The organism is Hymenobacter baengnokdamensis, assembly GCF_008728635.1.
In the GTDB taxonomy this organism is placed as follows: Bacteria; Bacteroidota; Bacteroidia; order Cytophagales; family Hymenobacteraceae; genus Hymenobacter; species Hymenobacter baengnokdamensis.
The window spans coordinates 3,949,743-3,975,478 of the sequence record NZ_CP044285.1; the positions used below are offsets into that span (position 1 = coordinate 3,949,743).

Annotated in this window: 20 protein-coding genes; 11 read left to right on the forward strand and 9 right to left on the reverse strand. The window is 60.0% G+C overall.

From position 1 onward, the window contains the following. The first annotated feature begins 38 nt into the window (after positions 1 to 38). Positions 39 to 989, forward strand: coding sequence for a zinc-dependent peptidase (locus tag F6X24_RS16875; protein WP_151089118.1), 951 nt, complete (start codon positions 39 to 41; stop codon positions 987 to 989). Positions 990 to 1,057: 68 nt separating this feature from the next. Beyond that, a complete protein-coding gene (locus tag F6X24_RS16880; RefSeq protein WP_151089119.1) occupies positions 1,058 to 2,467 on the forward strand; it encodes a hypothetical protein in 1,410 nt (469 codons plus the stop codon). Positions 2,468 to 2,478: 11 nt separating this feature from the next. Here F6X24_RS16880 and F6X24_RS16885 read toward each other — a convergent pair whose 3' ends face one another. Beyond that, entirely contained in the window at positions 2,479 to 2,865 is a 387-nt protein-coding gene (locus F6X24_RS16885; RefSeq protein ID WP_151089120.1) for an MGMT family protein, read from the reverse strand. Positions 2,866 to 3,029: 164 nt separating this feature from the next. Between F6X24_RS16885 and F6X24_RS16890 the strand changes: the two genes are divergently transcribed. From F6X24_RS16890 to F6X24_RS16900, 3 genes are all read left to right on the forward strand, one after another. Then, positions 3,030 to 4,106, forward strand: a complete 1,077-nt coding sequence (locus F6X24_RS16890) for an efflux RND transporter periplasmic adaptor subunit (protein ID WP_151089121.1) — start codon at positions 3,030 to 3,032, stop codon at positions 4,104 to 4,106. Between the two features lie 159 nt (positions 4,107 to 4,265). Continuing rightward, positions 4,266 to 7,367 carry an efflux RND transporter permease subunit gene (locus F6X24_RS16895; protein WP_151089122.1) on the forward strand — a complete coding sequence of 1,034 codons (3,102 nt, stop codon included), beginning with the start codon at positions 4,266 to 4,268 and terminating at the stop codon, positions 7,365 to 7,367. A gap of 141 nt (positions 7,368 to 7,508) precedes the next feature. Beyond that, entirely contained in the window at positions 7,509 to 8,807 is a 1,299-nt protein-coding gene (locus tag F6X24_RS16900) for a TolC family protein (protein ID WP_191906368.1), read from the forward strand. 79 nt (positions 8,808 to 8,886) lie between these two features. On the opposite strand, the gene F6X24_RS16905 is transcribed toward F6X24_RS16900, so the two are convergent. The 3 genes from F6X24_RS16905 to F6X24_RS16915 all read right to left on the reverse strand — a co-directional run bounded on the left by F6X24_RS16905 (position 8,887) and on the right by F6X24_RS16915 (position 11,824). Next, entirely contained in the window at positions 8,887 to 9,771 is an 885-nt protein-coding gene (locus F6X24_RS16905; protein ID WP_151089124.1) for a T9SS type A sorting domain-containing protein, read from the reverse strand. Positions 9,772 to 9,955: 184 nt separating this feature from the next. Beyond that, the gene (locus tag F6X24_RS16910) at positions 9,956 to 10,993 is read right to left on the reverse strand and encodes an SDR family NAD(P)-dependent oxidoreductase (RefSeq protein ID WP_151089125.1); all 1,038 of its coding nucleotides are present in this window, start codon (positions 10,991 to 10,993) and stop codon (positions 9,956 to 9,958) included. Positions 10,994 to 11,113: 120 nt separating this feature from the next. Beyond that, positions 11,114 to 11,824: a dienelactone hydrolase family protein gene (locus F6X24_RS16915; protein WP_151089126.1), complete on the reverse strand. Its 711-nt coding sequence runs from the start codon at positions 11,822 to 11,824 to the stop codon at positions 11,114 to 11,116. A 108-nt stretch (positions 11,825 to 11,932) separates the two neighbouring features. On the opposite strand from F6X24_RS16915, the gene F6X24_RS16920 reads away from it, so the two are divergent. Both F6X24_RS16920 and F6X24_RS16925 read left to right on the forward strand, forming a co-directional pair. Then, a complete protein-coding gene (locus tag F6X24_RS16920; protein ID WP_151089127.1) occupies positions 11,933 to 12,985 on the forward strand; it encodes an LLM class flavin-dependent oxidoreductase in 1,053 nt (350 codons plus the stop codon). Between the two features lie 214 nt (positions 12,986 to 13,199). Then, complete coding sequence (locus F6X24_RS16925) at positions 13,200 to 15,686, forward strand: TonB-dependent receptor (protein WP_151089128.1); 2,487 nt, start codon at positions 13,200 to 13,202, stop codon at positions 15,684 to 15,686. 24 nt (positions 15,687 to 15,710) lie between these two features. Here the strand turns inward: F6X24_RS16925 and F6X24_RS16930 are convergent, their stop codons facing one another. The 3 genes from F6X24_RS16930 to dnaB form a co-directional block, all read right to left on the reverse strand. Continuing rightward, on the reverse strand, positions 15,711 to 16,598 hold the full coding sequence (locus F6X24_RS16930; protein ID WP_151089129.1) for an SDR family oxidoreductase: 888 nt from the start codon (positions 16,596 to 16,598) through the stop codon (positions 15,711 to 15,713). Between the two features lie 112 nt (positions 16,599 to 16,710). Continuing rightward, positions 16,711 to 17,493, reverse strand: a complete 783-nt coding sequence (locus tag F6X24_RS16935; protein ID WP_229725192.1) for a sulfite exporter TauE/SafE family protein — start codon at positions 17,491 to 17,493, stop codon at positions 16,711 to 16,713. Between the two features lie 520 nt (positions 17,494 to 18,013). Next, positions 18,014 to 20,608 (reverse strand): replicative DNA helicase, encoded by a 2,595-nt coding sequence (dnaB, locus tag F6X24_RS16940; RefSeq protein WP_229725527.1) that lies wholly within the window; start codon positions 20,606 to 20,608, stop codon positions 18,014 to 18,016. Positions 20,609 to 21,001: 393 nt separating this feature from the next. On the opposite strand from dnaB, the gene F6X24_RS19375 reads away from it, so the two are divergent. The 3 genes from F6X24_RS19375 (at position 21,002) to F6X24_RS16950 (ending at position 23,114) form a co-directional block, all read left to right on the forward strand. Next, positions 21,002 to 21,778, forward strand: a complete 777-nt coding sequence (locus tag F6X24_RS19375) for a Mur ligase domain-containing protein (RefSeq protein WP_317132492.1) — start codon at positions 21,002 to 21,004, stop codon at positions 21,776 to 21,778. Continuing rightward, positions 21,772 to 22,365, forward strand: a complete 594-nt coding sequence (locus F6X24_RS19380) for a glutamate ligase domain-containing protein (RefSeq protein ID WP_317132493.1) — start codon at positions 21,772 to 21,774, stop codon at positions 22,363 to 22,365. Before F6X24_RS19375 ends, F6X24_RS19380 begins: the two co-directional genes overlap by 7 nt. A gap of 77 nt (positions 22,366 to 22,442) precedes the next feature. Then, complete coding sequence (locus tag F6X24_RS16950) at positions 22,443 to 23,114, forward strand: hypothetical protein (RefSeq protein ID WP_151089131.1); 672 nt, start codon at positions 22,443 to 22,445, stop codon at positions 23,112 to 23,114. Positions 23,115 to 23,260: 146 nt separating this feature from the next. Here the strand turns inward: F6X24_RS16950 and F6X24_RS16955 are convergent, their stop codons facing one another. Then, positions 23,261 to 23,881 (reverse strand): hypothetical protein, encoded by a 621-nt coding sequence (locus F6X24_RS16955; protein ID WP_151089132.1) that lies wholly within the window; start codon positions 23,879 to 23,881, stop codon positions 23,261 to 23,263. Positions 23,882 to 23,968: 87 nt separating this feature from the next. After that, positions 23,969 to 24,763, reverse strand: coding sequence for a M48 family metallopeptidase (locus F6X24_RS16960; protein WP_151089133.1), 795 nt, complete (start codon positions 24,761 to 24,763; stop codon positions 23,969 to 23,971). Positions 24,764 to 25,003: 240 nt separating this feature from the next. Between F6X24_RS16960 and F6X24_RS16965 the strand changes: the two genes are divergently transcribed. Next, entirely contained in the window at positions 25,004 to 25,618 is a 615-nt protein-coding gene (locus F6X24_RS16965) for a fumarylacetoacetate hydrolase family protein (protein ID WP_151089134.1), read from the forward strand. The last annotated feature ends 118 nt before the right edge of the window (positions 25,619 to 25,736 follow it).

The window sequence follows — 25,736 nt, forward strand, 5'->3', positions numbered from 1 at the left end:
GCCCCAACCGCCGGGGCTGCTGCGCCGTTAAGCGGCGCATGTCTTTTTCTTTCGTACTGGCCGCTGTGGTATTGCTGGGCCCGCTGCTGCTTTTTTACCGCTACCTCACGGCCGACCGACGCCGCCGGGCGGCCGCCCTGGCTCTTGCCTTTCCTGATGCCTGGCGCACACTGCTAAGCACGCACGTCGCCTTTTACAACGGCCTGGAGCCCGCCGAGCGGGTTCGCTTCGAGCAGGGCATGCAGCTGTTTCTGGCCCGCACGCGGCTTACGGGCATTCAAACCGAAGTCGATGACCTGACGCGGATACTCACGGCTGCCGCGGCGGTTATCCCCGTCTTTGGGTTTCCCGGCTGGGAATACCCGACGCTGCACGAGGTACTGATAGTACCCGACGCCTGGCAGCTCGCAACCCGGGCCGACCAGGAGGTATTGCCTTTGCAGGGCACCCTGCTGGGCTCGGTGCAGCGCTTTCAGACCTCGCAGTACATGCGCCTGTCGCGGGCCGCGCTGGTACAGGGCTTCGCCGATGCCGAAGACCGCCGCAACGTGGGGGTGCACGAGTTTGCCCACCTTGTAGACGAGGCCGATGGGCAGATAGACGGCATACCTGCCACGGGCCTGCCCCCCGCGCTGCGCCGCCCCTGGGCCGAGGTAATGCAGCGCGAGCTGGCCGCCATCCGGGCCGGGCACTCCGACATCGACGCCTACGGCGGCACCAGTGAAGCCGAGTTTTTTGCGGTAGTAAATGAGTATTTTTTCGAGCGACCCGAAAAGCTCCGGGAAAACCATCCCGAGCTGTTCGACTTGCTCAGCCAGGCCCTGCACCAGCACCCCGAGCAAACCCTGACCGCCCACGGCAATCACCTCGACCCGCGCCAGTGGCTACGCCAGCTGCGGGCCAAGAAGAAGGTACTGGGCCGCAACTCGCCCTGCCCCTGCGGCAGCGGGAAGAAATATAAGGAATGTCATATGAATGCCGCTGTATAGCGCCAAGCAGTCCGATAGAAAGTCCGGCAAAATGTATTCATATTTGACTAAGAAATCTATTTTGGTCAATGAGAATAAGCTTTATCGTATTACTGCTTGCCTGGGTATTTTCTCCGGTTCGGGCCCAGGTGTACTACCTGAATCTACACGGCCAACACCTCGAGCTACCGGAGCGGAAAATTGCCATAGAGCAGGTAGTAGATGGGCGCGAAGGGCATCCGGCTATCGGTATTGTCTACCACGGACTGGGCAACAAAGCCGTGGCAGTGCTATTTCGCCACAGCCTGGAAGAAGACCTGACGGCTTTTGTACAGACTCAACTACCCGCTCGCCCTACCGACCAGCGGGTACTACTATGTGTGCGGCAGCTTCGCGTGAGCGAGGAGATTGGCAGCTTCAGCGAGAAAAAGAGTGCCGACCTGGCGCTTGATGTCTATATTCATCTGCCAGATGGCTATCATTTTACACAAAGCACTGGAGCGCATACCAGCGACAAGGCATTTGATGGCACGCACAGCCACCCTGCCAACCTCGCGCTGCTCCTAACTAAATGCCTGCGCCAGTTTACTACGGCCGATTGGTCGGCGGCCACCAGCCGCCCGGCTCTCACCCTGGCCCAGGTACCTACCGACCTACCGGCGGCGCTAGCGGGCGGTGGACGGCGCGGACCAGCACCACCCATTCTGCGGGAGCCCCTGCGGCGGGGTATTTATTACCAGTTCGAGCAGTTTCTGGCTAACCGGCCCGATACCAGTCTGGCATTTACCCTGGATACTTTGCGACTGTACTTTCGCAGTCCGCTGGCTGCCGCTAAGTGGCTGGGCGTGGCCAGAGTACGCCCGCTAGTTACTGCTGCCGGCACCAGACATCCTAGTGTGCCTACTGGTATGTGGGGGTTCTGCGATGGGAAGCAGCTTTTCGTGCAGTACAACAAACAGTTTTTCCCGTTAATGCGTCAGGGCAGCTACTTTACCTTTGTTGGAGAGGCACCCGCGGATGTTAATTATGCTCGGGCTAGGGCTAATGCTCAGGCCCGGGCCCAGTTTACCGTGGTGGCCCCGGTTGGAGTGGATGACCATACGGCAGAACCAATGGCCTATGCGCTTGATATGCGAACTGGCGAACTGGCTCCCTACCCTGGCCTACGGGCCCCTACTCGCTACGACACCGCTTATGTGTATGTATACCGTCCCGTCTCCAAAGCAACTGCTCCGGTGATGGTTTTGATAAATGGCCGGGAGGCTGGCCGCATCCAGCCAGGCGAATATCTGGAAATCCCGTGGACGCAGTATGCAAAGCCGCTGCGGCTCTGCCTCGATGGCTTACCTATGCACGCACCCTGCCAGTATCTGGTTCCTAATACTGCTCGGCAAAGCTATTTAAAAGTAGACTCGCAAAGCCCAGGCCCAGCCTGGCAGTGGATGACCAGCACCCAGGGGGAAGCTGACCTCAATGAGCTCGACAAGCTCCGCAAGTGAGGTATTGCTTGCTACCCCATCTCCACGGCCGGGTCCCAGTACAGCTTTTTGAAATCGACCACCACGTCGTCCACTACCCGCACGCCTTCGGCTTCGAGCCGCTCCTGCATGGCGGTGGGAGTAGGAAAATGGTGGCGCCCGGTAAGCTGGCCCAGCCGGTTTACCACGCGGTGGGCGGGCACGGGCGCATCTTTTTGGAGCGTAGCCGCGTCGAGGTTGGCGGCCATGAGCGCGTAGCCTACGGCCCGCGAGCCGTGCCGGGCCCCCAGGTAGTGCGCGATGGCGCCGTAGCTCGTGACGCGGCCCGGCGGCACCAGCCGTACTACCTCGTGCACATCGGCAAAGTAGTTGCGCTCGGGAGCCCGGACAGCAGGCGGTAAAGCGGCAGGTTTTTTCATGGGGTGAAAATACGAGCGCGGACAGCCGGCAGCGCAACCCTGGCCTGGAAGCCGCGTCCTTGCCCGCGCACTGAACCCGAACCTGGTGCGTGCTGTTGACCGAGCTTCGGCCGGCGGCTGTGCGTAATTTTGCACAAGCTGCTGCTATTCACCTTATTTCCCGTATGCGCTTTTTCACTTCGGCCCAGCTCGTGCTGGCCGGCGGCGCGCTGGCCCTGCTGGCCGGCTGCCATTCCAAAACCGACGACTCGAAAGGCGGTAAAGATTCTAAAAAGAATAATGGCCCGGCCCTGGTCGACGTGCTGGTGGCCCACCCTTCCTCCGTAACCGACTCGATTGAGGCCAACGGCACGGTGGTCGCCAACGATTTTGTTGAGCTGCACCCCGAGGTAAATGGCCGCCTTATTGCCCTCAATGTCAGCGAGGGCCGCCACGTAAGCCAGGGTAGCATTATTGCCCGCATCAACGACGCCGACCTGCGGGCTCAGCTGCAAAAAACCAACGCGTTGCTGCAGGTAGCCCGGCTCTCACAAGACCGTCTTGAGAAGCTGCTGAAGGTGCAGGGGGTAAACCAGGCCGATTACGACCTGGCTGTGAGCCAGGTGCGCAGCAACGAGGCCGATGCGGCCTACACCCAGGCCATGCTGGCCAAAACGGTTATCCGGGCGCCCTTTGCCGGCGTGCTGGGCCTGCGCCAGGTAAGCCCCGGTGCCTACGTAACGCCCGCTACCATCATCGCCACCCTGCAGGCCGATACCAAGCTTAAAGTAGACTTTACGCTGCCCGAAGCCAATGGCAACATCGTGCAGCCGGGCTCCGTCGTGACGGTGCGCTTCGCCGGCAACCCGCCGCGCCGCTACAACGCCACCATTCAGGCCCAGGAAAGCCAGGTAAACCAGACTACCCGTAACCTCACGGTGCGCGCCCTGCTGCCCGCCGGCGCTCAGGTGAGCCCCGGCACGTTTGCCCGCGTGAGCGTGAGCACCGGCGCGGCGCGGCGCAGCGTACTGCTGCCCACCAACGCCATTATGCCCGGCGATAAATCGGACCAGGTAGTGCTGGTCAAGCATGGCAAAGCGGTAATGCAGGATGTAAAAACCGGCGACCGCCAGAATGAGCAGATTGCCGTGGTCAGCGGCATCGCCGCCGGCGACTCAGTTGTGACGAATGGCGTGCTGTTCACCCAGCCCGGTAAGCCGGTGAAAGTGCGTAAGGCCAAGAATAATCAACAGGGTCAGTAATGAAATGCTAAAATAGCAGGCCTATCCAGCGGCCGCTTGCCGAAACATCCACGCCCCTGTCGTTAGGCTACTAAGCAGCGGCGCGAGTGAAATGCTTGGGTAAGCGCGTGCCCGCTAAGCCTGACGGTCAATTTTAGGTTATTGCGCAATAAGCATAGTATGAATATCTCCGAATTATCTCTAAAGCGACCCGTGTTGGCGACGGTGTTCAACCTGCTGCTGATACTATTTGGCGGGGTGGGCTTCTCGTTTCTGGCGCTGCGCGACTACCCGGCCATCGACCCGCCGATTATCAGCGTCAGCACGGCCTACACCGGCGCCAACGCCGATGTAATTGAGAACCAGATAACGGAGCCGCTCGAAAAGCAGATTAATGGCATTCCGGGCATTCGCTCCATCACGAGCAGCTCGTCGCTGGGGTCGAGCAACATCACGGTCGAGTTTAACCTCGACGTGGATTTGGAGGCCGCTGCCTCCGACGTGCGCGACAAAGTGGGCCAGGGCGTGCGCTCGCTGCCGCAGGATATTGACGCCCCGCCGGTGGTGGCCAAGTCGGACGCCAACTCCGACAACATCCTCATCCTGGCCGTGACCAGCCGCACCAAGAGCCTGCTCGACCTCAGCGACTATGCCGAGAACAACCTGCAGCAGCGCTTCCAGACCATTAACGGTGTATCGGCAGTCAACATCTTCGGCCAGAAGCGCTTTGCCATGCGCCTCTGGCTCGACCCCAGCAAGATGGATGCGTACAACGTCTCCTTCACCGATGTGCAAAATGCCCTCAACGCCGAAAATGTGGAGGTGCCAGCCGGCAAAATCTACGGCGGCAAAACGGAGCTGACCATTCGCACGATGGCCCGCTTCACGACCGAACAGCAGTTTCGCGACCTGATTTTGCGGGAAGATAAAACCGGTATCGTGCGCCTCGGCGACGTGGCCCGGGTGGTGCTTGGGCCCGAGAGCTACGAGCAAAGCTGGAAGGTAAACGGGGCTTACGCCGTGGGCCTGGCCATTGTGCCCCAGCCGGGCTCCAACTACGTGCAGATTGCCGAAGAATTTTACAAGCGCCTGGCCGAGGTGCAGAAGGAAAATAAGGCGGACATCCAAATGCGGGTGCTCACCGACAACACCAAGATTGTTCGCAACTCGATTGATGAGGTAATCGAGACGCTGCTTATCTCCTTTGGGCTGGTGGTGCTGGTTATCTTTTTCTTCTTTCGCAACTGGCTCATCGCCCTGCGCCCGCTTATTGATATTCCTATCTCGCTGATTGCGACATTCTTCGTGATGTACCTGGCAGGATTTACTATCAATATATTAACTTTGCTTGGTATTGTACTCGCCACCGGCCTGGTAGTCGACGACGGCATTGTGGTGACGGAGAACATCTTCCGTAAGCTGGAAGAAGGCATGGATATCCGCAAGGCGGCGCTGGAGGGCAGTAAGGAGATTTTCTTCGCCGTTATCTCAACTTCGCTCACACTGGCGGTGGTGTTTTTGCCGGTTATTTTTCTGCAAGGCTTTACCGGACGCTTGTTCCGCGAGTTTGGGGTGGTAGTGGCTGGCGCAGTGCTGATTTCAGCCTTCGTGTCGCTGACTATTACGCCGGTTCTGAACGTGGCGCTGCACCGTGAGGGCGCAGGCCACGGCAAGTTTTACGACCGTACCGAGCCCTTCTTTACGGGCATGGAAAACGCCTACGGGCGGCTGGTCGGCAGCTTTCTGCGCGTGCGCAGCCTGGCGTGGGTAGTGGTAGCGGTATGCGCCGGCCTCATCTACTTTGTGGGTAAAAATATCCCAACCGAGCTGGCTCCGCTCGAAGACCGCAGCAGCCTGCGCCTTACCCTGACGGGCCCCGAGGGCACCAGCTTCGGGGCAATGCAGAAAATCAGCGACCAGGTAGCGCAGTTTGCAACCGACTCGGTACCGGAAAATGACTTTGTATTCAGTATTACGCCGGGCTTCGGCGGCGGGGGCGGCGTCAACAATGGGCAGGTGCGCATTGGCCTTGTGCCCCCCGATGAGCGTAAGCGCTCGCAGGAAGCTATCGGCAAGTACCTGACCAAGAATACCAAGCGCTTTAATGATGCGCGCATATTTGTGGTGCAGGAGCAGACTATTGCCGTGGGTTCGGGGTCGAAAAGCAGCTTACCCGTACAGTTCGTGCTGCAAAACGTGGACCTGGCCCGCATCCGCGGGGCGCTGCCTAAATTTTTGGCCGCGGCCCGCCAGGACCCTACTTTCCAAAACGTTGATGCCAACCTCAAATTCAACAAGCCGGAGGTACAGCTAACATTCGACCGCCTGAAAATCAGGGACCTTGGCCTGACTACTCAGAACGTAGTGGCGGCCGTACAGGGCGCATTTGGAGGCCGCCGCATGGCCTACTTCCTCATCAATGGGCGGCAGTACCAGGTAATTGGGCAGGTGGAGCAGGGCAACCGCAGCGCGCCCACTGACATCAGCCGGCTTTACGTGACCAACAGTCGGGGCGAAAGTATTCCGCTCTCGGCCGTGGTGCATCAGATTGAGGACTCTAATCCCAGCACGCTCTACCACTTCAACCGTCTGAAATCGGCCACCGTGTCGGCGCAGCTGGCCGAAGGCAAAACCGTGGGCGACGGCGTGCGGGCCATGCAGGCCATTGCCGACAAAACGCTCGACCCGACCTTCCAGACGGCCCTCTCAGGCTCGTCGCGCGACTTTGCCGAAAGCTCCTCTAACACGGCCTTCGCCTTCGGGCTGGCGCTGATGCTGATTTACCTGCTGCTGGCGGCTCAGTTCGAGAGCTTCCGCGACCCGCTTACCATTCTGCTCACGGTGCCGCTGGCTTTGGCCGGGGCGCTGCTCAGTCTGTGGCTTTTTGGCCAGACTATCAACATCTTCTCCCAAATCGGGATGATTATGCTGATTGGCCTGGTCACGAAAAACGGTATTCTCATTGTGGAGTTTGCCAACCACCAGCGCGATGCCGGCGTGCCCCTGCGCCAGGCCGTGCAGCTGGCCGCCCAGCAGCGCCTGCGCCCCATTCTGATGACTTCGCTGGCCACGGCCCTTGGGGCGCTGCCCATCGCCCTTAGCCTGGGCGCGGCCTCTACCAGCCGCCGGCCGCTGGGTATCGTGATTGTGGGCGGCATTCTGTTCTCGCTCATTCTCACGCTGCTTGTTATCCCGGCCATCTACACGTTTATCGCCAAGGACCGCAAGCCGCTGGAGCTGGGGGAGGAAGCAATAGTGCAGGAAGAGCCCGTAACTGCCTGAATGTAAAAGCGGAGCCGGCAGCCGATTAGGCTGCACCGGCTCGGCTCGCCCGACTTGTTTAATGACAAACGAAGTATTCCTTCGTTTTAACGTATAATGAAACGAACTTTCTGCTTGTTAACCTGCCTGTTACCTGCTTCTTTGCTGGCTCAGACTGCGCCCCCCACCACGGCGCAGTCGCCGGCCGGGCCCGGCGCTGGCCCGGTACTTACCCTGCACGACGCCCTGCAAACGGCCCTCAAAAACAGCCTCGATATTCAAATTAGTCAGAATAACGTGGACGTGCAGGGCCTGCGCAACAATGCCGGCTTTGCGGGCGCGCTGCCTGCGGTGGGTATTACTGCCAGCAACAACGCGGTAGTCAACAACACGCAGCAGGAATTTAATACCGGGAGCAGCGTCTCCCGCACCGGGGCAGTATTCAGCCAGTACAACGTGGGGCTGGCCGGCACCTTGCTTCTTTACAACGGCGGCCACGTAGTAGCCACCCGCAAGCGGCTGGATGAGCTGGCTCAAATAAGCCAGCTGCAGCTCAACTCGACCGTGCAGAATGTGCTGGCCGATGTGAGCCTGAAGTACTACGCCGTGGTGCAGCAGCAGCGCTATATCCGCACCCTCGAAGCTTCGGTGGAGGTATCGCGCCAGAAGCTGCGCCTTATCGAAACCCGCCAGAGTGTGGGCCTGGCCAACAACGCCGACCGCTTTCAGGCGCAGCTCGACCTGAATGCCCAGCTCGAAACCCAGCAGCAGCAGCAGCTGGCTGCCCAGCAGGCTACGGCCGATTTGCTTCGCGCCCTGACCCTGGATTTGAACACGCCCGTAGCCGTCGAAGACACCATTCCGGTTAATCGCTCGCTGAGCTGGGCCGAGCTGGAAGGCTCGCTCGCCAAGAACCCCGACTTGCTGGCGGCCGAGCGCCAGGTGCGCGTCAACGAGCTGATTGAGCGCGAAACCAGGGCCGCTCGCTACCCATCCATTGGCATAAATACCGGCACCAACTTCGCCCGTAGCCAAAACTCGGTGGGCACCACCCTCTTCAACCAAAGCTATGGTCCCTACGCCGGGCTGGGCTTATCGGTGCCCCTCTACGCGGGCGGCGTAAACCGGCGGCAGGTTGATATTGCCAGGATTAACACGCGCACCACCGCATTACAAAGCAATGCGTTGCAGCGCAACTACCGCCTCAATGCCCTCAAAGCCTGGGAAGCATACCAAAAGCAGCTCAGCCTCGTGACCACTGCCGAGCAGAGCTATACCACTGCCCGCCAGCTTCTGAAGCTGGTGCAGCTGCGCCTCGATGCCGGCCTCTCCACCCTGGTCGATGTAAAGCTGGCCCAGCAGAGCTTCGAAGATGCCGGCTACCGGCTCGTAAACTACCGCTACGCCGCCAAATCGGCGGAGATAACGCTGCGCCAGCTGGCGGCGTTGCTCACGCCCTGAGGCAGGCAGCCAGCCGTCAGCAGCAAGGGCCGACCGAGCGATGCTCGGCCGGCCCTTGCTGCTGACGGCGCTACAAACGTCAGTCCTTCACAAAGCGCTTGGTTTCCGTGCCGGCTTTGGTCGTGATTTTATAATAATAGGTCCCATGGGGCAGGTCGCTCAAATCGAGCTGCTGGGTGTAGGAGCCCCGCTCCTGCTGCACCGGCGCCAATAAAGTACGGAGCTGCGCACCGTTGCCATCCAACAGCTCAACGCTGACAGGACCGGCTTTTTTCACGTCGTATTGCAGCTGCGTGGTGGCCGCGGCGGGGTTTGGGTAAAGGTTAGTGCTCGTAAGATTACCGTCAGCCGGCGCAGTGGGGTCGAGCAGCAGAAAGGCCGCCGGCCGGAACAGCTTCCGCAGGCCACTGCGCCGGGCGGCCAGGCCCGCCCACTTCGCCAGCTTTTCCTGCTGCTCGGGCGTAGTATTCTTCGCCACAATCGCTTTTATGTCGGTGGCCCACTGCGCTTTTTGCGGCGCTATTTCCTGGGTTAGCTTCTGAATGTTGGCGTCGTACTTCAGCGCCAGCTGGGCCACGCTCAGCATAATGCTTTTCGCCTGCAAGCGCAGGGCGTGCACCTGTTGCTGCTGGTCGGCCGTGAAGGTGGGGCGGGTTCCGGCTGGCGCTTCGGCCGGCATAATGCGCTGGCGCAATGCCTGGCCTTGGGCACGCAGGGCCTGGAGTTGGGCGCGGTAAGTCACTACTTGCGCCTGGTCGGCCGGGGCAAGCTGGGCTTCCAGCTTCTGGCGCTGCTGCCGCAGCACGGGCAGGACCGTCGCGTTTAAATAAGCTTTAATTTCCTGGCGCAGTGGCTGGCTGGGGCCAGCCTGATGGCCAGCACCCGGCTGGGCACTAGTTACCACGTTTGTAACCAGCAGGAGCAGCAATACCAGGGGTAAGCGGGTGAGCAAAGGGTATTTCATGTTTTTAACGGCAGCGTGGGGTCATAGCTCAGTCGGCTTTTATATAGACTTGCGGTAAGCCAAGCGGTTTAATTCGGCTGCTGAAAAATACTTTAGTCCGCGCTTTTCCACTAACGCAAGAATGGCCCGGTAGCAGACCAGGCCATTCTTGAAATTATATTATTAATTTATTATATATAAAATATCATTCATTGTTGCGCGCCCCCTCTTCCCGGTTAAGCGCCGTGAGAAACGAGCGGGTGAGCGGCGTTTCACTTTCGGCGCCGGTACGGCGCTCGTAGCCGACCGGACTTTCGCCGGTGGCGGGCAGGGCGCGGTTGAGCCAGGCCAGGGCGTCGGTGGTAGTGCCGGGCATGAGGCCGTGCAAAGCAGCCAGCAGCCTGGCGGGCAAGGTCAGAATCAGCTCGCCATCGCCGCGGCGGCAGGCGTTCCAGATGCTGCGGGCGGCCTCTTCGGCACTCATGGTGAAGCCCGGCAGGGCATCGGCGATGCTAAACCAGGCGTATTCTTTTTCGTGCTGGCCCTTTAGCTCGGCGTGGCCGGCGCTGCCGGTGCGCAGCAGGCCGGGGCACACGGTAGTAACGAAAATACCGTATTGGTTGAGCTCGGCCCGGAAGCCTTCGGACAAGCCCACCAGCGCAAACTTGCTGGCGCTGTAGGCCGTGAGGTGCGGAATGGCCACCTTGCCGCCCAGCGACGAGATATTGACAATGCGGCCCTCGCCGCGCAGCCGCATGCCCGGCAGCACGGCCTGCATGGCGTAGAGCGGCGCCCAGAAGTGCGTATTCATGGAATCCTCGAAGTCGCGGACGTCCATGTTTTCGAGCGGCCCACCCAGGATAATCCCGGCGTTGTTGATGAGCACATCAATCGGCCCCAGGCGGTTTTCGACCTCCGCTACCAGCGTGCGTACTTCCGTTGCGTCGGTGAGGTCGCGGCTGAAGGCCAGCACGCTGGTTTCGGGCGCGCCGTAGCGCAGCAAATCCTGGCGGGCGCGGGCCAGCTCCTGCTCGTCGCGGGCGCAGATAGCCACGCGGGCGCCTTCGGCCACGGCCCGGCGGGCCAGCACCAGGCCCAGCCCACGCGAGCCGCCGGTAATAAGCACAGTACGCCCCGCCAGCTCATACGAGCCGCGCCGGTTGCGCCAAACGGTAGTGGCCAGGGCAGCAACGCCGAATCCGGCGGCCCAGAGCCAGGAGGTAGTACGAGAAGTTGGCTTCATGCTACCCTGTATGGGTTTGGGAGGCGAAAGGTTGCATCGGCTCCTTTGCCTGCTAAAAAGCAATGCGGGCCTGGCAAAGCTAACTACCTCACCAAGCCCGCATTACACCTTTATTATCGATTAATTACCGAGCTTTTCCTGGAAGAAAGCCAGCGTCAGGGCCCAGGCTTCGGCGGCGGCGTCCTTGTTGTAGCTGGGGCGCGCATCGCAGTTGAACCCGTGGTCGGCATAGGAGATAACCGTGTTGATGTAAGGCTTGCCGGCCGCCGCCACGGCATCGGTCACTTGCTTTATCTGGTCCTGGCTGATGTGCTGGTCGAGGCCGCCCCAGAAAAACAGATGCGGCGCGTGCAGGTCTTTGGCGTGGTCGGCCAGCAGGTGGGTGCCGCCTCCATAATACGACACCGCGGCGGACAGCGGCAGCACGGCATTGGCCAAAAACGCTACCCGCCCGCCCAGGCAAAAGCCAATGGCGGCGATTTTGTTCTTTTGCACGTTGGGCTGAGCTTGCAGCCACTCGTAGGCTGCCTGCACATCCTGGGTCAGGCCTTCGTTGGTAAGAGCCTGATAGTGCGGCATGGCACTGGCAAAGCTATCGTACGGAATCTCCAGCCCCGGGGCCGCCGTGCGGTGAAACAATTCGGGTGCCACCACCACATAGCCCGCCCTGGCCAGGCGGTCGGCCACGCTGCGAATGTGCTGGTTTACGCCAAACGCCTCCTGGCAGAGGATGATGCCGGGCGCGGCAGTAGTGGCCGGGGGCTGAGCTACGTAGGCGTGCACCTCGGTGCCATCGGCTACGGGCAGCACCAGCGAGTTGGGGGTACTCATATAAGAAGAGGAAAAGGAGTGGTAAAGTCGGAGCCGGAACAAGGCGGTCAGGGTGGTTGTTTTACGAGCGTACAGCTTGTTTTTACTATTTATTCTAGTAGCGATACTATGCCTGCCTCCCCTGCTTTGCGCCTGAGCGTGCTCGACCAGTCGCCCGTGCGCCCCGGTGCCACCGCCCGGCAGGCTTTGCTCGAAACCACCGAGCTGGCCCGCCTCGCCGACCGCCTCGGCTACACCCGGTTTTGGGTGAGCGAGCACCACAATACCACCTCGCTGGCCGGCCCCGCCCCCGAAGTGCTGCTGGCGCACCTGGGAGCGCACACCAGGCATATCCGGCTGGGCTCGGGCGGCGTTATGCTGCCCCATTACTCGGCCCTGAAAGTAGCCGAAAATTTCAAGCTGCTCGAAGCGCTGCACCCCGGCCGCATCGACCTGGGCCTGGGTCGGGCGCCGGGCGCCGACCGCCTCACGGCCTACGCGCTCAACCCTAATAATCAGTTCAACGAGCAGGATTTTATTGAGCAGCTGCTTGACCTACAGGCCTATCTGCGCGACGACACCACGCCCGAAACCATCCACGAGCGGGTGCAGGCTATTCCTAAAATTACTACTCAGCCCCACCTGTGGCTGCTCAGCTCAAGCGGGCAAAGCGGGCAGTTTGCGGCCCAGCTGGGTATGGGGTTTTCGTTTGCGCAATTTATCGGGCCCCACGGCGGGCCGGCGGCCGTGCAGCGCTACCGGGCACAGTTTCGACCCTCGCCCGAGCTGGCGTATCCCCAAGCCAACGTAGCGCTGTTTGTGCTCTGCGCCGATACTGAAGAGAAAGCCAACGCGCTGGTTAAAGCGCTATTTATTCAGCTATTACGCTTCGACCAGGGCCGGCGGGGCCCCTACCCCACCGCCAGCGAAACGGCCGCCTACGTTTTCAGCCCCGAGGAGCAGGCGCGCCTGCGCTACCACCAGGGCCGGGTAGTGAGCGGCACGCCCGGGCAGGTGCGCGAGCAGCTGACGCAACTAGCCGCTGCCTATGACATCGATGAAGTGACGGCAGTAAGCATCACCGCCGATTTTAACGACCGCCTGCGTTCTTACGAGCTGCTGGCCGAGGCCTTCGAGCTGGTCCCGACAACCCAGAAAGTAGCCGAGGAAGCCTTGGTTTGATGAGTGAAAACTGCCTTATTCAGTATTTTTCTAAATAAAAAGCCTCCCTGGCAGGGAGGCTTTTTTAGTGTCAACCACCTCATAAGCAGCATTTTTACCTTATACGTCAGCTTAAAGCTCCGGTAGCTGGATGCAGTTTACTGCATAAACTATTTGGAATCGTTCTAAACTCAGGCAGACCTTTGCGCTGCGTTGAATGATTCTAAATAAGCTTATGCCTCAGCTTTTCTTTCCGATTTCGCTCCTGGCTCTGGCCTTGCCGCTGGGCTGCCTGGGGCAGGCTTCTGCTACTCCCGGCTTGGCCCACCACGCGCCGCACCAGCATCGGCGGCTGGGCACCCTTGCAGGTCGGGTAACGCTGGCCGACGGGCAGAGCGCCGACCACGTATCGGTGCTGGTGCGTGGCACGGCCTACGGGGCGGCACCTGATGCGCGCGGTAATTTTCGACTGACCGCGCCGGCGGGCTGGCAGGTGGTCACGTTTACGGGCCTGGGCTACGCGGCGCAGGAAATAACGGTGCAGGTAGCGCCCCATCAGGTTATTACCTTACCGAGCGTGACCTTGGTACGCGGCACACGGCAGCTCGACGAAGTGGTCGTGACGGGCGGCAGCGCGGCCGCTCGCCCCACCACGGCCAGTAAAGCGGGTATCGCGCCCCTCGACCTGCCCCAGAGCGTGAGCGTAATTTCGCGCACGGTTCTGGCCGACCAGCAGGTAAACCGCCTCGGCGACGCGCTGCGCAACGTAGGTGGGGTGGCCCTGACGCAGCAGCGCCAGGGCATTGCCGAAACGTTCTCGGCGCGGGGCTTCAGCATCGGCATTGGCGGGGCGGGCGGCAGCATATTCAAAAATGGTATTATTTCCAACACCCAGGGCTTTCCCGATGCCAGCACGCTGGAGTCGATTGAGGTGCTGAAAGGCAGCTCGGCCCTGCTCTACGGCAACGTATCGGGCGGCCTTATTATCAATATGATAACTAAAAAGCCGCGCTTCGACTGGGGCGGCTCGGTAGAGATGCGGGCGGGCAGCTACCGTTTCTACAAGCCGATGGTGGACATTTACGGGCCCATCAGCAAGAATCTGGCGTTCCGGGTAGTGGGCACCTACGAAAATGCCGGCAGCTACCGCGACGTAGTGACGTCGAAGCGCGCGTACGTCAACCCTTCGCTACTGTATAAGCTGGGCGAGAAAACGGACCTTTTGCTGCAGGGCGACTACCTGCAATCGAACGTGACCCCTGATGCCGGCGTGGGCGTCGTCAACAGCGGAATTACGGCTGAGATTCCGGCCAATACGCCGCGCTCACGCTTTATCAATGCGGTGTGGGCATATAATACTACCACGCAATACTCGGGCTCGCTGGTTGTTACTCATCGCTTTAACGAATTGTGGAAGCTGAATGCCATTGCCGGCTGGCAGGACACGCGCGTGCTGGGCTTCGGGGTGGGGGTGCCGTCGGCTATTGCTGCCAACGGCGACTTTAGCCGGACGCTCAGCGCCGTGAAAACGAGCGAGCGCGACTTCACGGGGCAGCTAAACCTGACGGGCAGGTTTGACACCGGCTTTCTGGGGCACCAGCTGCTGGCCGGCAGCGACGCAGTGCGGATTGAGACCCAGAGCAACGCCTTTCGCTACACCGATGCGGCGGGCAACGTGGGTCCGGCCTATGATATAATCAATATTCTGGACCGCAGCAAATACGTAGAACGCACCGATATGCCGGCCTTTGTTGATACGGCCCGCACGCGCACGCCGTCGTACCGCGTCGGCGTTTATGCCCAGGACCTGATTACGCTCTCGCCTAAATTCAAAGTGCTGGCCGGGCTGCGGTGGTCGTATCAAAAGGCGCAGCCAGTCAGCGTTTTCAACCAGACTACCCAGCGCGAGCGGGCCACCAGCGTCGAGAAGGTTGATAAAGCCTTCTCGCCCAAGGCCGCCCTGCTTTACCAGCCGCTGGCCACGCTGTCATTTTACGGCAGCTACACCAACAATTTTACCATCAATACCGGCTACGACACAAACAAGCAGGCCCTGGCCCCGTCTATCGTAGATCAATATGAGGCGGGGGCCAAGCAGGAGCTGTTTAACGGCCGGGTTTTTACCAGCCTGAGCGTGTATCGCTACCGCAATAGCAATCTGGCCCAGTTTATCGCCTTTTTACCTAACGGCCAAGCCAATACCGACACGAATATGAAGGAGCTGACCGGCCAGACAACCAGCGATGGCCTGGACGTGGACGTCAACGCCAGCCTTTCCCAAAACCTCTACTTCAACGTGGGCTACGGCTACAACTACAATCGCTACACCAATACCTCCGGGCTAAAGGGGTCGCAGATTGAAGGTGAGCGCCTCACCAACAACCCCACAAATACGGCTAACGCGTCTGTCTTTTATACGTTTAGCCAGTTGGCCCTGCGCGGCATCAAAGTGGGTGCTTCGGCTTTTTATACCGGCCAGCGCTACGGGGGCAACAACAACACCGTGGGGCAGGACCCCGTAGGCAAAGAATACAGCCGCCTTATTTCACTCACCAGCTTCACTACCATCGACTTATCGGCCGGCTACACGTATCAGCGCTTCTCCCTGCTGGCCAAGCTCTCCAACATCACCAACGAGCTGAACTACCTGGTGCACGACCGATATAGCATAAACCCTATACCTCCCCGCCAGCTCCTGACCACCATCACTTATCGCTTTTAGGCAGGCGGTTTGGTGCTGTGGTCATTAATACGCGAACGACGCCCGGTGCTTCGCTACAAAATCCGTCCACGTCACCGGCGCCTGCCCGGTAATGCCGAAGAAGTTGTCGAACGTATCATCGGCGCCGGGCAAGGTGTGGGCCGCGTAGCGCTTGTAGTGTTCGTACACGCAGTGCATGTAGGCCATTTCGGCCCCGGCTGCCCGCATATTTTCCAAAAAAATCTCGGGTGGCAGGGCTTGGTAGCGAAACGGTTGACCGAGCACCTGCGCCATAACAGCGGCAATTTCGCCGTACGATTTGGCATCGTAGCCGAGGCGATAGGTCTGCCCGGCGTGCTGCGCCGGATGCAGCAGCGCCTGCACTGCCACCAGGGCCACGTCTTCGGCATCAACCCAGCTCAGGCGGGCATCGCCGGTGTATTGCTCAATAACACCCGCACGCACCACCTGCGTACCGCCGTAGCTGAGCAGGTTTTGCATAAAGGTTTCGGGCCGCAGGTGCGTAAACGAGAAGCCCGACCACTCAATATAGCGCTCCACTAATTGATGCCAGGCCCAGTGCGCCACCGTAGTATCGTCGCGGCCGCAGGCTCCAAGGTGCACCATATGCTGCACGCCGGCCGCCTTCGCCTTATCCAGAAATGCCTTGCTCTGGCGCAGCATATCTACGGTGTAGCCCGTCACGAGCAACGCCCGGTCGATGCCTTGCAGAGCCGGGCCCAGCGTTTCTTCCTTATCAAAATCGAGAATAACGCTGCGAATGCCCTGCGCCGTCAGCGGCAGCGCCTTGTCGGGCGAGCGCACGGCAGCTACCAGCGTGCAGGAATCATCGGCCTGCAGGCGGCGCAATACATCGCCGCCTATCTGGCCGGTAGCCCCGGTAATAAGGATGGTTGGTTTTGGAGTAGCCATTGGGTAGCGCACGCGTGAAGCTGGCTAACCGCTTTACCGGGCGTAAGGTTGGGTTGGCACCTTGCTATGGCGGGGCCGGGCTGGCAGTTTGTGCAGGGCCTGGCGGCTGATGCTAGGCAGTTTGCAGCACCTCATAGCCCAGCTTGAGAATAAACGCACTTACCACGCCCAAAAACAGCACCCGCACGAAGCCCGTGCCGCGCCGTAGCGCCAGCCGCGCGCCCAGCGTAGAACCCAGCACGTTGCAGGCCGCCATCGGCAGGGCGTAGTAGTAGAGCACCTGCCCGGTCGAGATAAAATAGGCCAGCCCGGTAATGTTGGTGGCAATATTCACTACCTTGGCCGAGGCCGAAGCCGCCAGAAAGTCGTAGCCAAACAGCCCCACAAACGCAAACAGCAGCAAGCTACCCGTGCCCGGCCCGAAGAAGCCGTCGTAAAACCCGATGCTGGCACCCAGCGCCACGCCCGTCCACAGCTCGCGGCTCCCGCGCAGGCGCGGGGCGTGCAAGCTGCCGAAGTCCTTGCGCCAGAAGGTGTAGGCGGCCATCAGCACCAGCAGCGCCAGCACCAGCGGCTTCACCAGGTCTTTGTTGAGGCCGCTTACGGCCCGCGCCCCCAGCAGCGCAAAGCAGCCTGCCACCACCGCCGCCACCGCCACCGTGCGCCAGTTGATAGCTACTCCGCTCAACCCGCGCAAATACCGAAATGCCGAAGCCGAGGTGCCGGCCAGACTGGCAACTTTGCCGGTGCCCAGCACCGTGGGCACCGGCACTTTGGGTAATAAAAGCAGGAGCGCCGGCAGTTGAATAAGGCCGCCCCCGCCCACCATGCCGTCGATGAGGCCGGCCAGCAGCGAGGCCGCGCATAGGAGGGGGAGGACTAAGCTGTTACCCACTCAAATCCCTTGATTTAGCATAGCCCATACAAAAAAAGCACTTATCACCAGCCAGATAAGCAAAGGCTTGACCCAACTCTTGCGGGGAAAGCTAGCTTCGTCAGGCAGGTATTTCTTGAAGTAATATCTATCGAGTACGTAACTCCAGCCTAAGTTTAAACCGAGAGCTATCCCCCGGTTTTTGTTGAAATCAGGTTCACTAACAGTACCGTTAAAGCTGTATAGCCAATACTGGCCCACAATGCCTGCCGGGCGGCAGCTGGCTGGCCGGCATCTCTTAGTGAATGAAATGTCAGAATACCACCGGCCAGCCCACTAAATAGGACGGAGAAAACCCGTACCACCCGAGGCGAATAAATGGCAGGCTTCGCTTGGTCAAGGGTATATACTGGCTCCATTGTAGTTAAGAAAAAGGTGGAGCAAAGCTACTTGTCCGGCTACCTCAAACCTAACGAAAGTCAGTTCCTTTTTCTTTTTCTATAGGAGTATAGAGTACAAATAGCTCTAAGCAGTATCCTCACTAAAACGGTGGTTCCTCGCCAAAGCTGTTGCTCTTGGGGAAGGGCACCGGCGAGGGCGGCGCGTCGTTCATGCGCGAGCCCAGGCGGATGGTGTTCGGCGCAAAGCCACCGCCCGGCGCGGGCCCACCGGCCGGTTCCGAGTCGAAGCTACTGGTTGGGAAGGAGTTGGACGAAAACGCCGGTGCGCCGCCGAAGCCGCCCGCATCTCCTCCCCCATCAAACCCGTCGAGGTCGGCAAACTTGGTGAAGCGGCCGATAAACTTGAGCTGCACCGTTTCGAGCGAGCCGTTGCGGTGCTTGGCAATAATCACCTCGCCCATGCCCTGAGTGGGGTTGCCCATCTCATCTTCGGTAATCTTATAATATTCAGGCCGGTACAGGAAGATAACCATGTCGGCATCCTGCTCGATGGAGCCCGATTCGCGCAGGTCGCTCAGCTGGGGCTTCTTGTCGCCGCCGCGCGTCTCGACCGAGCGCGAGAGCTGCGACAGCGCAATAACCGGAATATTCAATTCCTTTGCTATTCCCTTGAGGGCGCGCGAGATGCTGGCAATCTCCTGCTCGCGGTTGCCGCCCGGCCGGCCGGCCTCGCCGCCGCTCATCAGCTGGAGGTAGTCGATGATAATGAGCTGGATATCGTGCTGCGATTTGAGGCGGCGGCACTTGGCGCGCAGCTCGCGGATGCTGAGCGCGGGCGTGTCGTCGATAAAAATCGGGGCCGAGGAGAGCGAAGAAATCTTGTGGTTGAGCTGCGCCCATTCGTAATCGGCCAGGTTGCCCTTCTTGATTTTCTCGGAATCCAGCTCCGCCTCGGCCGAAATCAGACGATTGACCAGCTGCAGCGACGACATTTCGAGCGAGAAAATGGCGACCGGCTTCTTGAAATCGACGGCCGCATTGCGCATGGCCGACACCACGAACGCCGTATTGTGCGTCACGGTGCAGTCGGCCAGCAGAAACAGGTGATTGCCGTCAATCTCGAAGCCGTAGTAATCGTCCTCTTTATCAAACTCGACTGAGATTCCGGTCATGCGCCAATCGACAGCGGAAGCCCAGGGATTCGCCTTTTTGCGCGCCACGCGCACCGGAATCTTATCTACGTCGCCGTAGAAGCGCACGCGCCACACCTCGCTCTCGTAGCCGATTTTGCTGATGACGGCGCGCTTCTTCGTCAGCGACGTGCGGAAGCCCAGCGAATCGCACAGGAATTTAATCTGGCGGGCTAACTTCTTGTTTTTCTGAGTAATCTCGTAGCCATTGCTCACCACGTTGAGGTGGCCGTCGGAGTCGATAAGACCAGCCAGCAGGCGCAGGCGGTACTCGGTCGAGTTGACCAGGTAAGCCTGCGGAATGTGCTTGTTATTGAGCACGCCCAGCTGGCGCAGCTCGTCCTGCACCGAGTATTCGGCAACGCTCCCACCCTGCCGGCCGCGCGTAATGCCGTAGCTGTTGCAGCGGTCGGTTACTACGCCGGTGGTTACCTGCATGCCCAGCTCATCGGCGTACTGGTGCAGGTAGTCAATGATTTCGGCATCCTGGCCGGTGATGCGGCAATTGCCGGCAGCGCCGTCACCCAGCCACACACCCAGAAAATAAGGGTCGAGCGGCACCGTCTGTTCGGCAAACTCCAGGGCCACTTTGTAGCCTTTGTAGTTCGACTGAAACTTGGGGCCTTTTTTCAACCATTCACGAACCTCTATATTCAGCACGTCGCCGTGGCGGTGCGGCCCTTCGTTGCGGCTGCGCTTGAGCGAGAGAATGTGGCTCTCATTTACGCGGTAGTCGTCGCCTTTATTCTGGCGCACCCAGTACATGTTTTCGCGGCCACGCGCCAGGCTCAGCACCCGGCGCGGCGTCGAGTCGTCGCCCATCAGCAGGTCGCCTTCGCGCACGTCTTCCACGCGGCGCAGCGTACCATCATACATCACCACCTTGGTACCCAGCGCCAGGCATTTACCCATGCCGGGCCGGGCCGCAATAATCACCAGGTCAGACGGTTGCCAGCCGCTCGTTACGCGGTCGAGCGCCGAGAAGCCGGTGGGCACACCCGTCAATCCGTCTTTCTGGTGCTTCTTTTCTTCGAGCTCTTTAATGGCCTTCACCATCAAATCCTGCATCGAGTCGACGCCCTTGCGCATGTTGTCTTCCGACACCTGGAAGATGTTCTTCTCCGTGGCGTCGAGCAGCTCAAATACGTCGGTGGTTTCCTCGTAGGCGTCGCGCAGGATGTCGGTAGCGGTGCGAATCAGCTCGCGCTTGATGGCCGCCTCCAGAATCACGCGGGCGTGGGCCTCGATGTTGGCCGCCGAGTTGATGTGCATGGTGAGGCCGGCCACATAGCCCACGCCGCCGGCGGCCTCCAGCTCGCCCATCTCGCGCAGCTCCTGCACCACGGTGAGCTGGTCGATGGGCTCCGACTTATCAAACAAGTTGCTGATAGCCTTATAGATACGCTGATGGCCATCTTTGTAAAAGCTGTGCGCTTTGAGGATATCGACCACCGTGGTGAGCGCATCCTTCTCGAGCATGAGGGCGCCGAGCACGGCGGCTTCCATTTCGAGGCGCTGGGGCGGCAGCTTGCCGGTGGGCGACATGGGCACGGGCTGCCTCCCACCGCGCACGCCCTGGAAGGCGGCAGCGGCACGGGCCGCAGATTGCTTGAGGCGGTCGTCCATACGGTCATTCATTGGGTTAGGCAGGGGCAAAAGACGGATATACAGCGCGGAGGTAGCCTTTGCGGAAAAAGCAGCCGGGCAGGTGAGTGCCCGAACTAACAAAGCTAACTTAAAAGTGCCCGAAAAGAAAGCTCCCACCCTTCTGCTATTTGGGTAGCTGCCCTGGGCCGCTCGCAGGCCCAGCCGTACTTTCGTCTTGCCCAAGGGGCTGGCAGTAGGCTGCTTACCACCAGAGTTTCCCTACGCCAGGGGCTCCGCATGCGGTGTTTGCCGTGGTCAGCTTTTCGCAATAAGCTATTAATAATAAGTATTTTGGAAAATATTCACCTCATTGCCGTCGGGGGCAGCATCATGCACAACCTGGCGCTGGCTTTGCAGCAGCGCGGCACGCACGTAACGGGCTCCGACGACGAGATTTTTGAGCCGGCCCGCACCCGGCTGGCCCAGGCCGGCCTGCTGCCCGAAACAGAGGGCTGGCATCCTGAAAAGATTCACGCCGGCTTGTCGGCCGTGATTGTGGGCATGCACGCCCGGCCCGACAACCCCGAACTGGCCCGCGCCCAGGAGCTGGGCATCAAAATATATTCATTTCCTGAATATATCTATGAGGCCAGCAAGGACAAGCAGCGCGTGGTAATCGGCGGCTCGCACGGCAAAACGAGCATTACGGCCCTGATTCTGCACGTGCTGCGCTTTCACAAACGCAAATTCGACTATGCGGTGGGCGCGCAGCTGGCGGGCTTCGAGCTGATGGTGCAACTGACCGACGACGCGCCGGTTATCATTATTGAGGGTGACGAGTACTTGTCGTCGCCCATCGACCGGCGGCCCAAGTTTCACCTCTATCAGCACCACATCGGCGTAATTTCGGGTATCAGCTGGGACCACATCAACGTGTTTCCGACCGAGGAAATCTACCGCGAGCAGTTCGAGGTTTTTGCCCGCCAGACGCCCAAGGCCGGCGTGCTCATCTACGACCGCGACGACGAGCAAACTCAATTGGTAGCCGTGCCTACCAGCCCCGATGTAACCTACGTGGGCTACGGCCCCACGAGCACGTTATCCGGGATGGCCGCACGTTTTTGCTGACCAAAAAGGACGAGGAGGTGCCCATCCAGGTATTCGGCGAGCACAACCTGCGCAACATCTCGGCGGCCAAGGAAGTTTGTAAGCAGCTGGGTATCAAAGGCAAGGATTTTTATAAGGCCGTAGCCACCTTCAGGGGCGCGGCGCGGCGGCTCGAGCTGGTACAGGCTGGCGCTACGTCGGTGGTGTACAAGGACTTTGCCCACGCGCCCAGCAAGCTGCGCGCCACGGCGGCGGCCCTCAAGCAGCAGTTTCCGCAGCGGCGGCTGGTGGCCTGCCTGGAGCTCCACACGTTCAGCTCGCTCAACCCGGCCTTTTTGCCGCAGTACGCGCACTGCTTCGATGCGCCCGACGTGGCCGTGGTGTACTTCAACCCGCACGTGCTCGAGCACAAGCGCTTGCCGCCCCTGCCCCCCGAAGCCGTGGCGGCTGCCTTCGCCCGACCCGATTTGCGCGTATTTACCAACAGCGTCGAGCTGGCGGCCTTCCTGCAGGCGCAGACCTGGGCCGATACCAACCTGCTGCTAATGACCTCCGGCACCTTCGACGGACTGGACATTGCCGCCCTGGCGGCCGAAGTAGCCGGCTAGTCTGCCGGGGCAAAAATATAATGAATTATATATTTGCCCCGGCCGTCATTTATGGTATTCGACTTGCCCTATCGTGCATGACTGCTTCCGCTCCTACCACCTCGCAGCTCGTAACGGCGGTGCTGATACTGCTGCCTATTATTGGCGCAGCCATCATTGCCGGCCAGCGGTATCGCCAGCTGCCGGGCAACCTGCGCTACCTGGCCTGGCTGGCCTGGTTTGAGCTACCGCTCGACCTGGGCGGAGAAATTATGGGGCTGCTGCAACGCAACAACCTGTTTATCATGCCACTATACACGGTGGGTGAATTCTGGCTGCTGGCCCTGGTGTACGCGCGCACGCTGCAATCGGCGGCTTTCAACAAAGTAGTACCGTGGCTGGTCGGCGGCTTTGCCGCTTATGCCTTACTCGATAGCTTACTGGCGGCCGACCTCACCCGGTTCAGGCCCGGCCAGCAGGTTATTCAGGGCCTGCTGATACTGGCAATGGTCGGGCTTTATTTTCGCAAGCTGCTCCACGAGCTGCAAATCCGGAGCCTGACGCAAGAGCCAATGTTTTGGGTATCAATTGGCTTATTCCTGTATTTTGTGGGGTATCTGCAAATAGCGCTTTTCAGCAACTATATGATGCAGCACTATTCGATGGCCTTTAACCGCAACATCTGGACGATTCACACCGGACTGATTATTCTGTTGCACTGCTGCTATTGCCGGGCACTGGCAATCAGCCCCCGGCCCGCGCAGGCCTGACGGCTTTTTGCTGTCGGGCGGTTGCTGTGGCAAGAAAGCCGGCTAAACGGCGGGCTTTGGGGGGCGGGGTGGCCGGCCGCTGTCATTAGCCAGCAAGATAGCCAGGGCGGCCAGGCTCAGGCGCAGGGCCCATTTGGCGGCGCGGCTCATTTAGCAGCGCCGGGCTTGATGGCCGGGTCGGGCCGGGTGGTCGCAAAAACCTCGTTTTCGGGCAGCACTTTGAGGGTGCAGCTGCTGCCGCCCGAGTTGTCGTCGCAGGTGGTGCCGATAATGTGCCCGTCCTCGAAATCGAAGTAGCAGCTTGGGCAGCCTATCCCCGAGATGACGTAGCGGCTGGCGCTGGGCGTGAGGTAAAAGGTACTGTCGTCGGTGCCGTGCAGAGGCAGGGCCACCGCCCGGTAGCTACCGTTGTTGTGCCCCATACCAATAAGGTAGTAAACGGGCCGCGCGGCATCGCTGCCGGGCGCCTTACGCACCATAATGCGGTCGATAACCGTGCCGTCGTGAAACTGCCGGATAAGGGCGGCCGCCATTACCGACTGCGCCAGCTTGTACTTTACCCCGCCTTTACTATCGAGGCGCATAATCTGGTGGCTGCTGGCCGCGCCCGACAGCGCCGCCCCCGCCGCGTCGCTTACGCGCTGCGCCTCATGGGCCGGGTTGCTGGCTTCACGGGTGCGGGTGGCTTCGCACGAGCAAAGCAGCAGCAGGCTACTGAGCACGCCGAGCAGAAGCAGACCAAATAAGCGGGGTAACGTACGGGTCATAAGCGAGCAGAAAGTAGCTAAGCAGAAAGCAGCGGGGAGTAAAAAATTGCTGATAAACAGCGGCTTTCCGCTCCCCATCTGCCTTATCTAACGGGGCTTGTAATATTTCAGGGCTTCGGGCATCAGGCTCTTCAGGTCGGCAATGCGGGTGGCATCGCTGGGGTGGTCAGAGAGAAATGCCGGCATGTTAGTCTGGCTTTGAGCGGCCATCCGCTCCCAGAACGGAATTGCGCCTTCCGGGTTGTAGCCGGCCATCGCCATAAAAATCAGGCCCAGGTGGTCGGCCTCGCTTTCCTGGCGCCGGCTGAACTTCAGCAGCATCCCCTGCGTGCCCACGCCCACCGCCTGTTGAAACAGCGTATTCGTCACGGTGGGGTTTTGCGAGAGGGCCGTGGAAAGCGCCGTGCCCCCGAGCTGGGCGGCCAGCTGGTCGCTCATGCGCTCGGCCCCGTGCTTGGCTACGGCGTGCGAGATTTCGTGGCCCAGCACCACGGCCAGGCCATTCTCGTCCCTGGTCAGGGGTAATATGCCGGAGTACACGGCCACTTTGCCGCCGGGCATGCACCAGGCGTTCACCGTTTTAGGGTCATCAATCAGGTTAAACTCCCACTGGTAGCCTTCGAGCTGGCTCGACTGGCCCTGCTGCTTAAAATACTGCTCCACGGCGGCGGCTACCCGCTGGCCCACGCGGCGCACCATAGCGGTTTGCTCGGCATTGGTTGAGAGCTTGGCCGTACCCAGGGTTTGCTTGTATTGCGTGATGGCCAGCGTATTCATCTCGCTGTCCGACACCAGACTGAGCTGGCGCCGGCCCGTAATCGGCACGGTTGTGCAGCCGGCGGCAAGCAGCAGGCTACTGGCTAGTACAAAGTTCTTTAACATGAAAAAAGTGAAGGTGAGAGAAAAAGAAGAGTGGGATAGTCTGCCAAACAACACCCTTTTTTAATGCTGAACGGCACTGCCTATACGCAACCGGCCGGGGGAAATGTTTACTTTGTAGCAGAAAGAAAGCCGAAAACGAACGGCAAGCCGCGAGTCTACCAACCTGCGTTTTCTCCGTATCGCTTCTGGCTGCCCGGTGGCTTCTGCTTTCCTGCTCTCCCCTTCTCTCCTTACTTCCCCATGAAAATTATCTGTATCGGCCGCAACTATGCCGACCATATTGCTGAGCTGCAAAACGAAACGCCCGCTGCGCCGGTCATCTTCCTCAAGCCCGAAACCGCGCTGGTGCAGCGGGGCCAGCCATTTTTTGTGCCGACTTTCTCGCACGACGTCCACCACGAGCTGGAGCTGGTACTGCGCATCAGCAAAAACGGCCGGCATATCGAGGAGAAGTTTGCCCACACGTATTTCGATGCCATTGGCCTGGGTATCGACTTCACCGCCCGCGACCTGCAAAGCGAATTGAAGAAAAAAGGCCTGCCCTGGGAGCTGGCCAAGGCTTTCGACGGCTCGGCCCCTATCTCGCCGGTATTTAAGCCAGTGGCAGATTTTCCCGATTTTGCCAATATCAACTTTCGGCTCGAAGTAAACGGCGAAGTGCGCCAGCAGGGCAACTCGGGGCTGATGCTGCACCCGTTTGCCAAAATTCTCAGCTTTGTATCGCAATATATTACCCTAAAGCAGGGTGACCTCATTTTTACGGGCACGCCCGCCGGGGTAGGTCCGGTAAAAGTGGGCGACGAGCTGACCGGCTACCTGGAAGACGAAAAAATACTGGACGTACCCGTGCGCTAGGAGCTGGCTGATTAGGCTAGCGACGCATCCCGGCGTATGCCTTTGTCGAAACCGCCCTTTTGGCCGCGTGCAACGAGGGGGCGTACCGCTGCTTCGCGGCAGCCGTTGCCAGTGTTTT

What these genes read in the sequence shown, in the direction of transcription:
- F6X24_RS16890 (WP_151089121.1), top strand. Translation starts at nt 3,030, where the DNA reads ATGCGCTTTTTCACTTCGGCCCAGCTCGTGCTGGCCGGCGGCGCGCTG.
- F6X24_RS16950 (WP_151089131.1), top strand. Translation starts at nt 22,443, where the DNA reads ATGACTGCTTCCGCTCCTACCACCTCGCAGCTCGTAACGGCGGTGCTG.
- F6X24_RS16925 (WP_151089128.1), top strand. Translation starts at nt 13,200, where the DNA reads ATGCCTCAGCTTTTCTTTCCGATTTCGCTCCTGGCTCTGGCCTTGCCG.
- F6X24_RS16875 (WP_151089118.1), top strand. Translation starts at nt 39, where the DNA reads ATGTCTTTTTCTTTCGTACTGGCCGCTGTGGTATTGCTGGGCCCGCTG.
- F6X24_RS16955 (WP_151089132.1), bottom strand. Translation starts at nt 23,881, where the DNA reads ATGACCCGTACGTTACCCCGCTTATTTGGTCTGCTTCTGCTCGGCGTG.
- F6X24_RS16885 (WP_151089120.1), bottom strand. Translation starts at nt 2,865, where the DNA reads ATGAAAAAACCTGCCGCTTTACCGCCTGCTGTCCGGGCTCCCGAGCGC.
- F6X24_RS16960 (WP_151089133.1), bottom strand. Translation starts at nt 24,763, where the DNA reads ATGTTAAAGAACTTTGTACTAGCCAGTAGCCTGCTGCTTGCCGCCGGC.
- F6X24_RS16920 (WP_151089127.1), top strand. Translation starts at nt 11,933, where the DNA reads ATGCCTGCCTCCCCTGCTTTGCGCCTGAGCGTGCTCGACCAGTCGCCC.
- F6X24_RS16910 (WP_151089125.1), bottom strand. Translation starts at nt 10,993, where the DNA reads ATGAAGCCAACTTCTCGTACTACCTCCTGGCTCTGGGCCGCCGGATTC.
- dnaB (WP_229725527.1), bottom strand. Translation starts at nt 20,608, where the DNA reads ATGTCGCCCACCGGCAAGCTGCCGCCCCAGCGCCTCGAAATGGAAGCC.
- F6X24_RS16895 (WP_151089122.1), top strand. Translation starts at nt 4,266, where the DNA reads ATGAATATCTCCGAATTATCTCTAAAGCGACCCGTGTTGGCGACGGTG.
- F6X24_RS16880 (WP_151089119.1), top strand. Translation starts at nt 1,058, where the DNA reads ATGAGAATAAGCTTTATCGTATTACTGCTTGCCTGGGTATTTTCTCCG.
- F6X24_RS16905 (WP_151089124.1), bottom strand. Translation starts at nt 9,771, where the DNA reads ATGAAATACCCTTTGCTCACCCGCTTACCCCTGGTATTGCTGCTCCTG.
- F6X24_RS16930 (WP_151089129.1), bottom strand. Translation starts at nt 16,598, where the DNA reads ATGGCTACTCCAAAACCAACCATCCTTATTACCGGGGCTACCGGCCAG.
- F6X24_RS16915 (WP_151089126.1), bottom strand. Translation starts at nt 11,824, where the DNA reads ATGAGTACCCCCAACTCGCTGGTGCTGCCCGTAGCCGATGGCACCGAG.
- F6X24_RS16965 (WP_151089134.1), top strand. Translation starts at nt 25,004, where the DNA reads ATGAAAATTATCTGTATCGGCCGCAACTATGCCGACCATATTGCTGAG.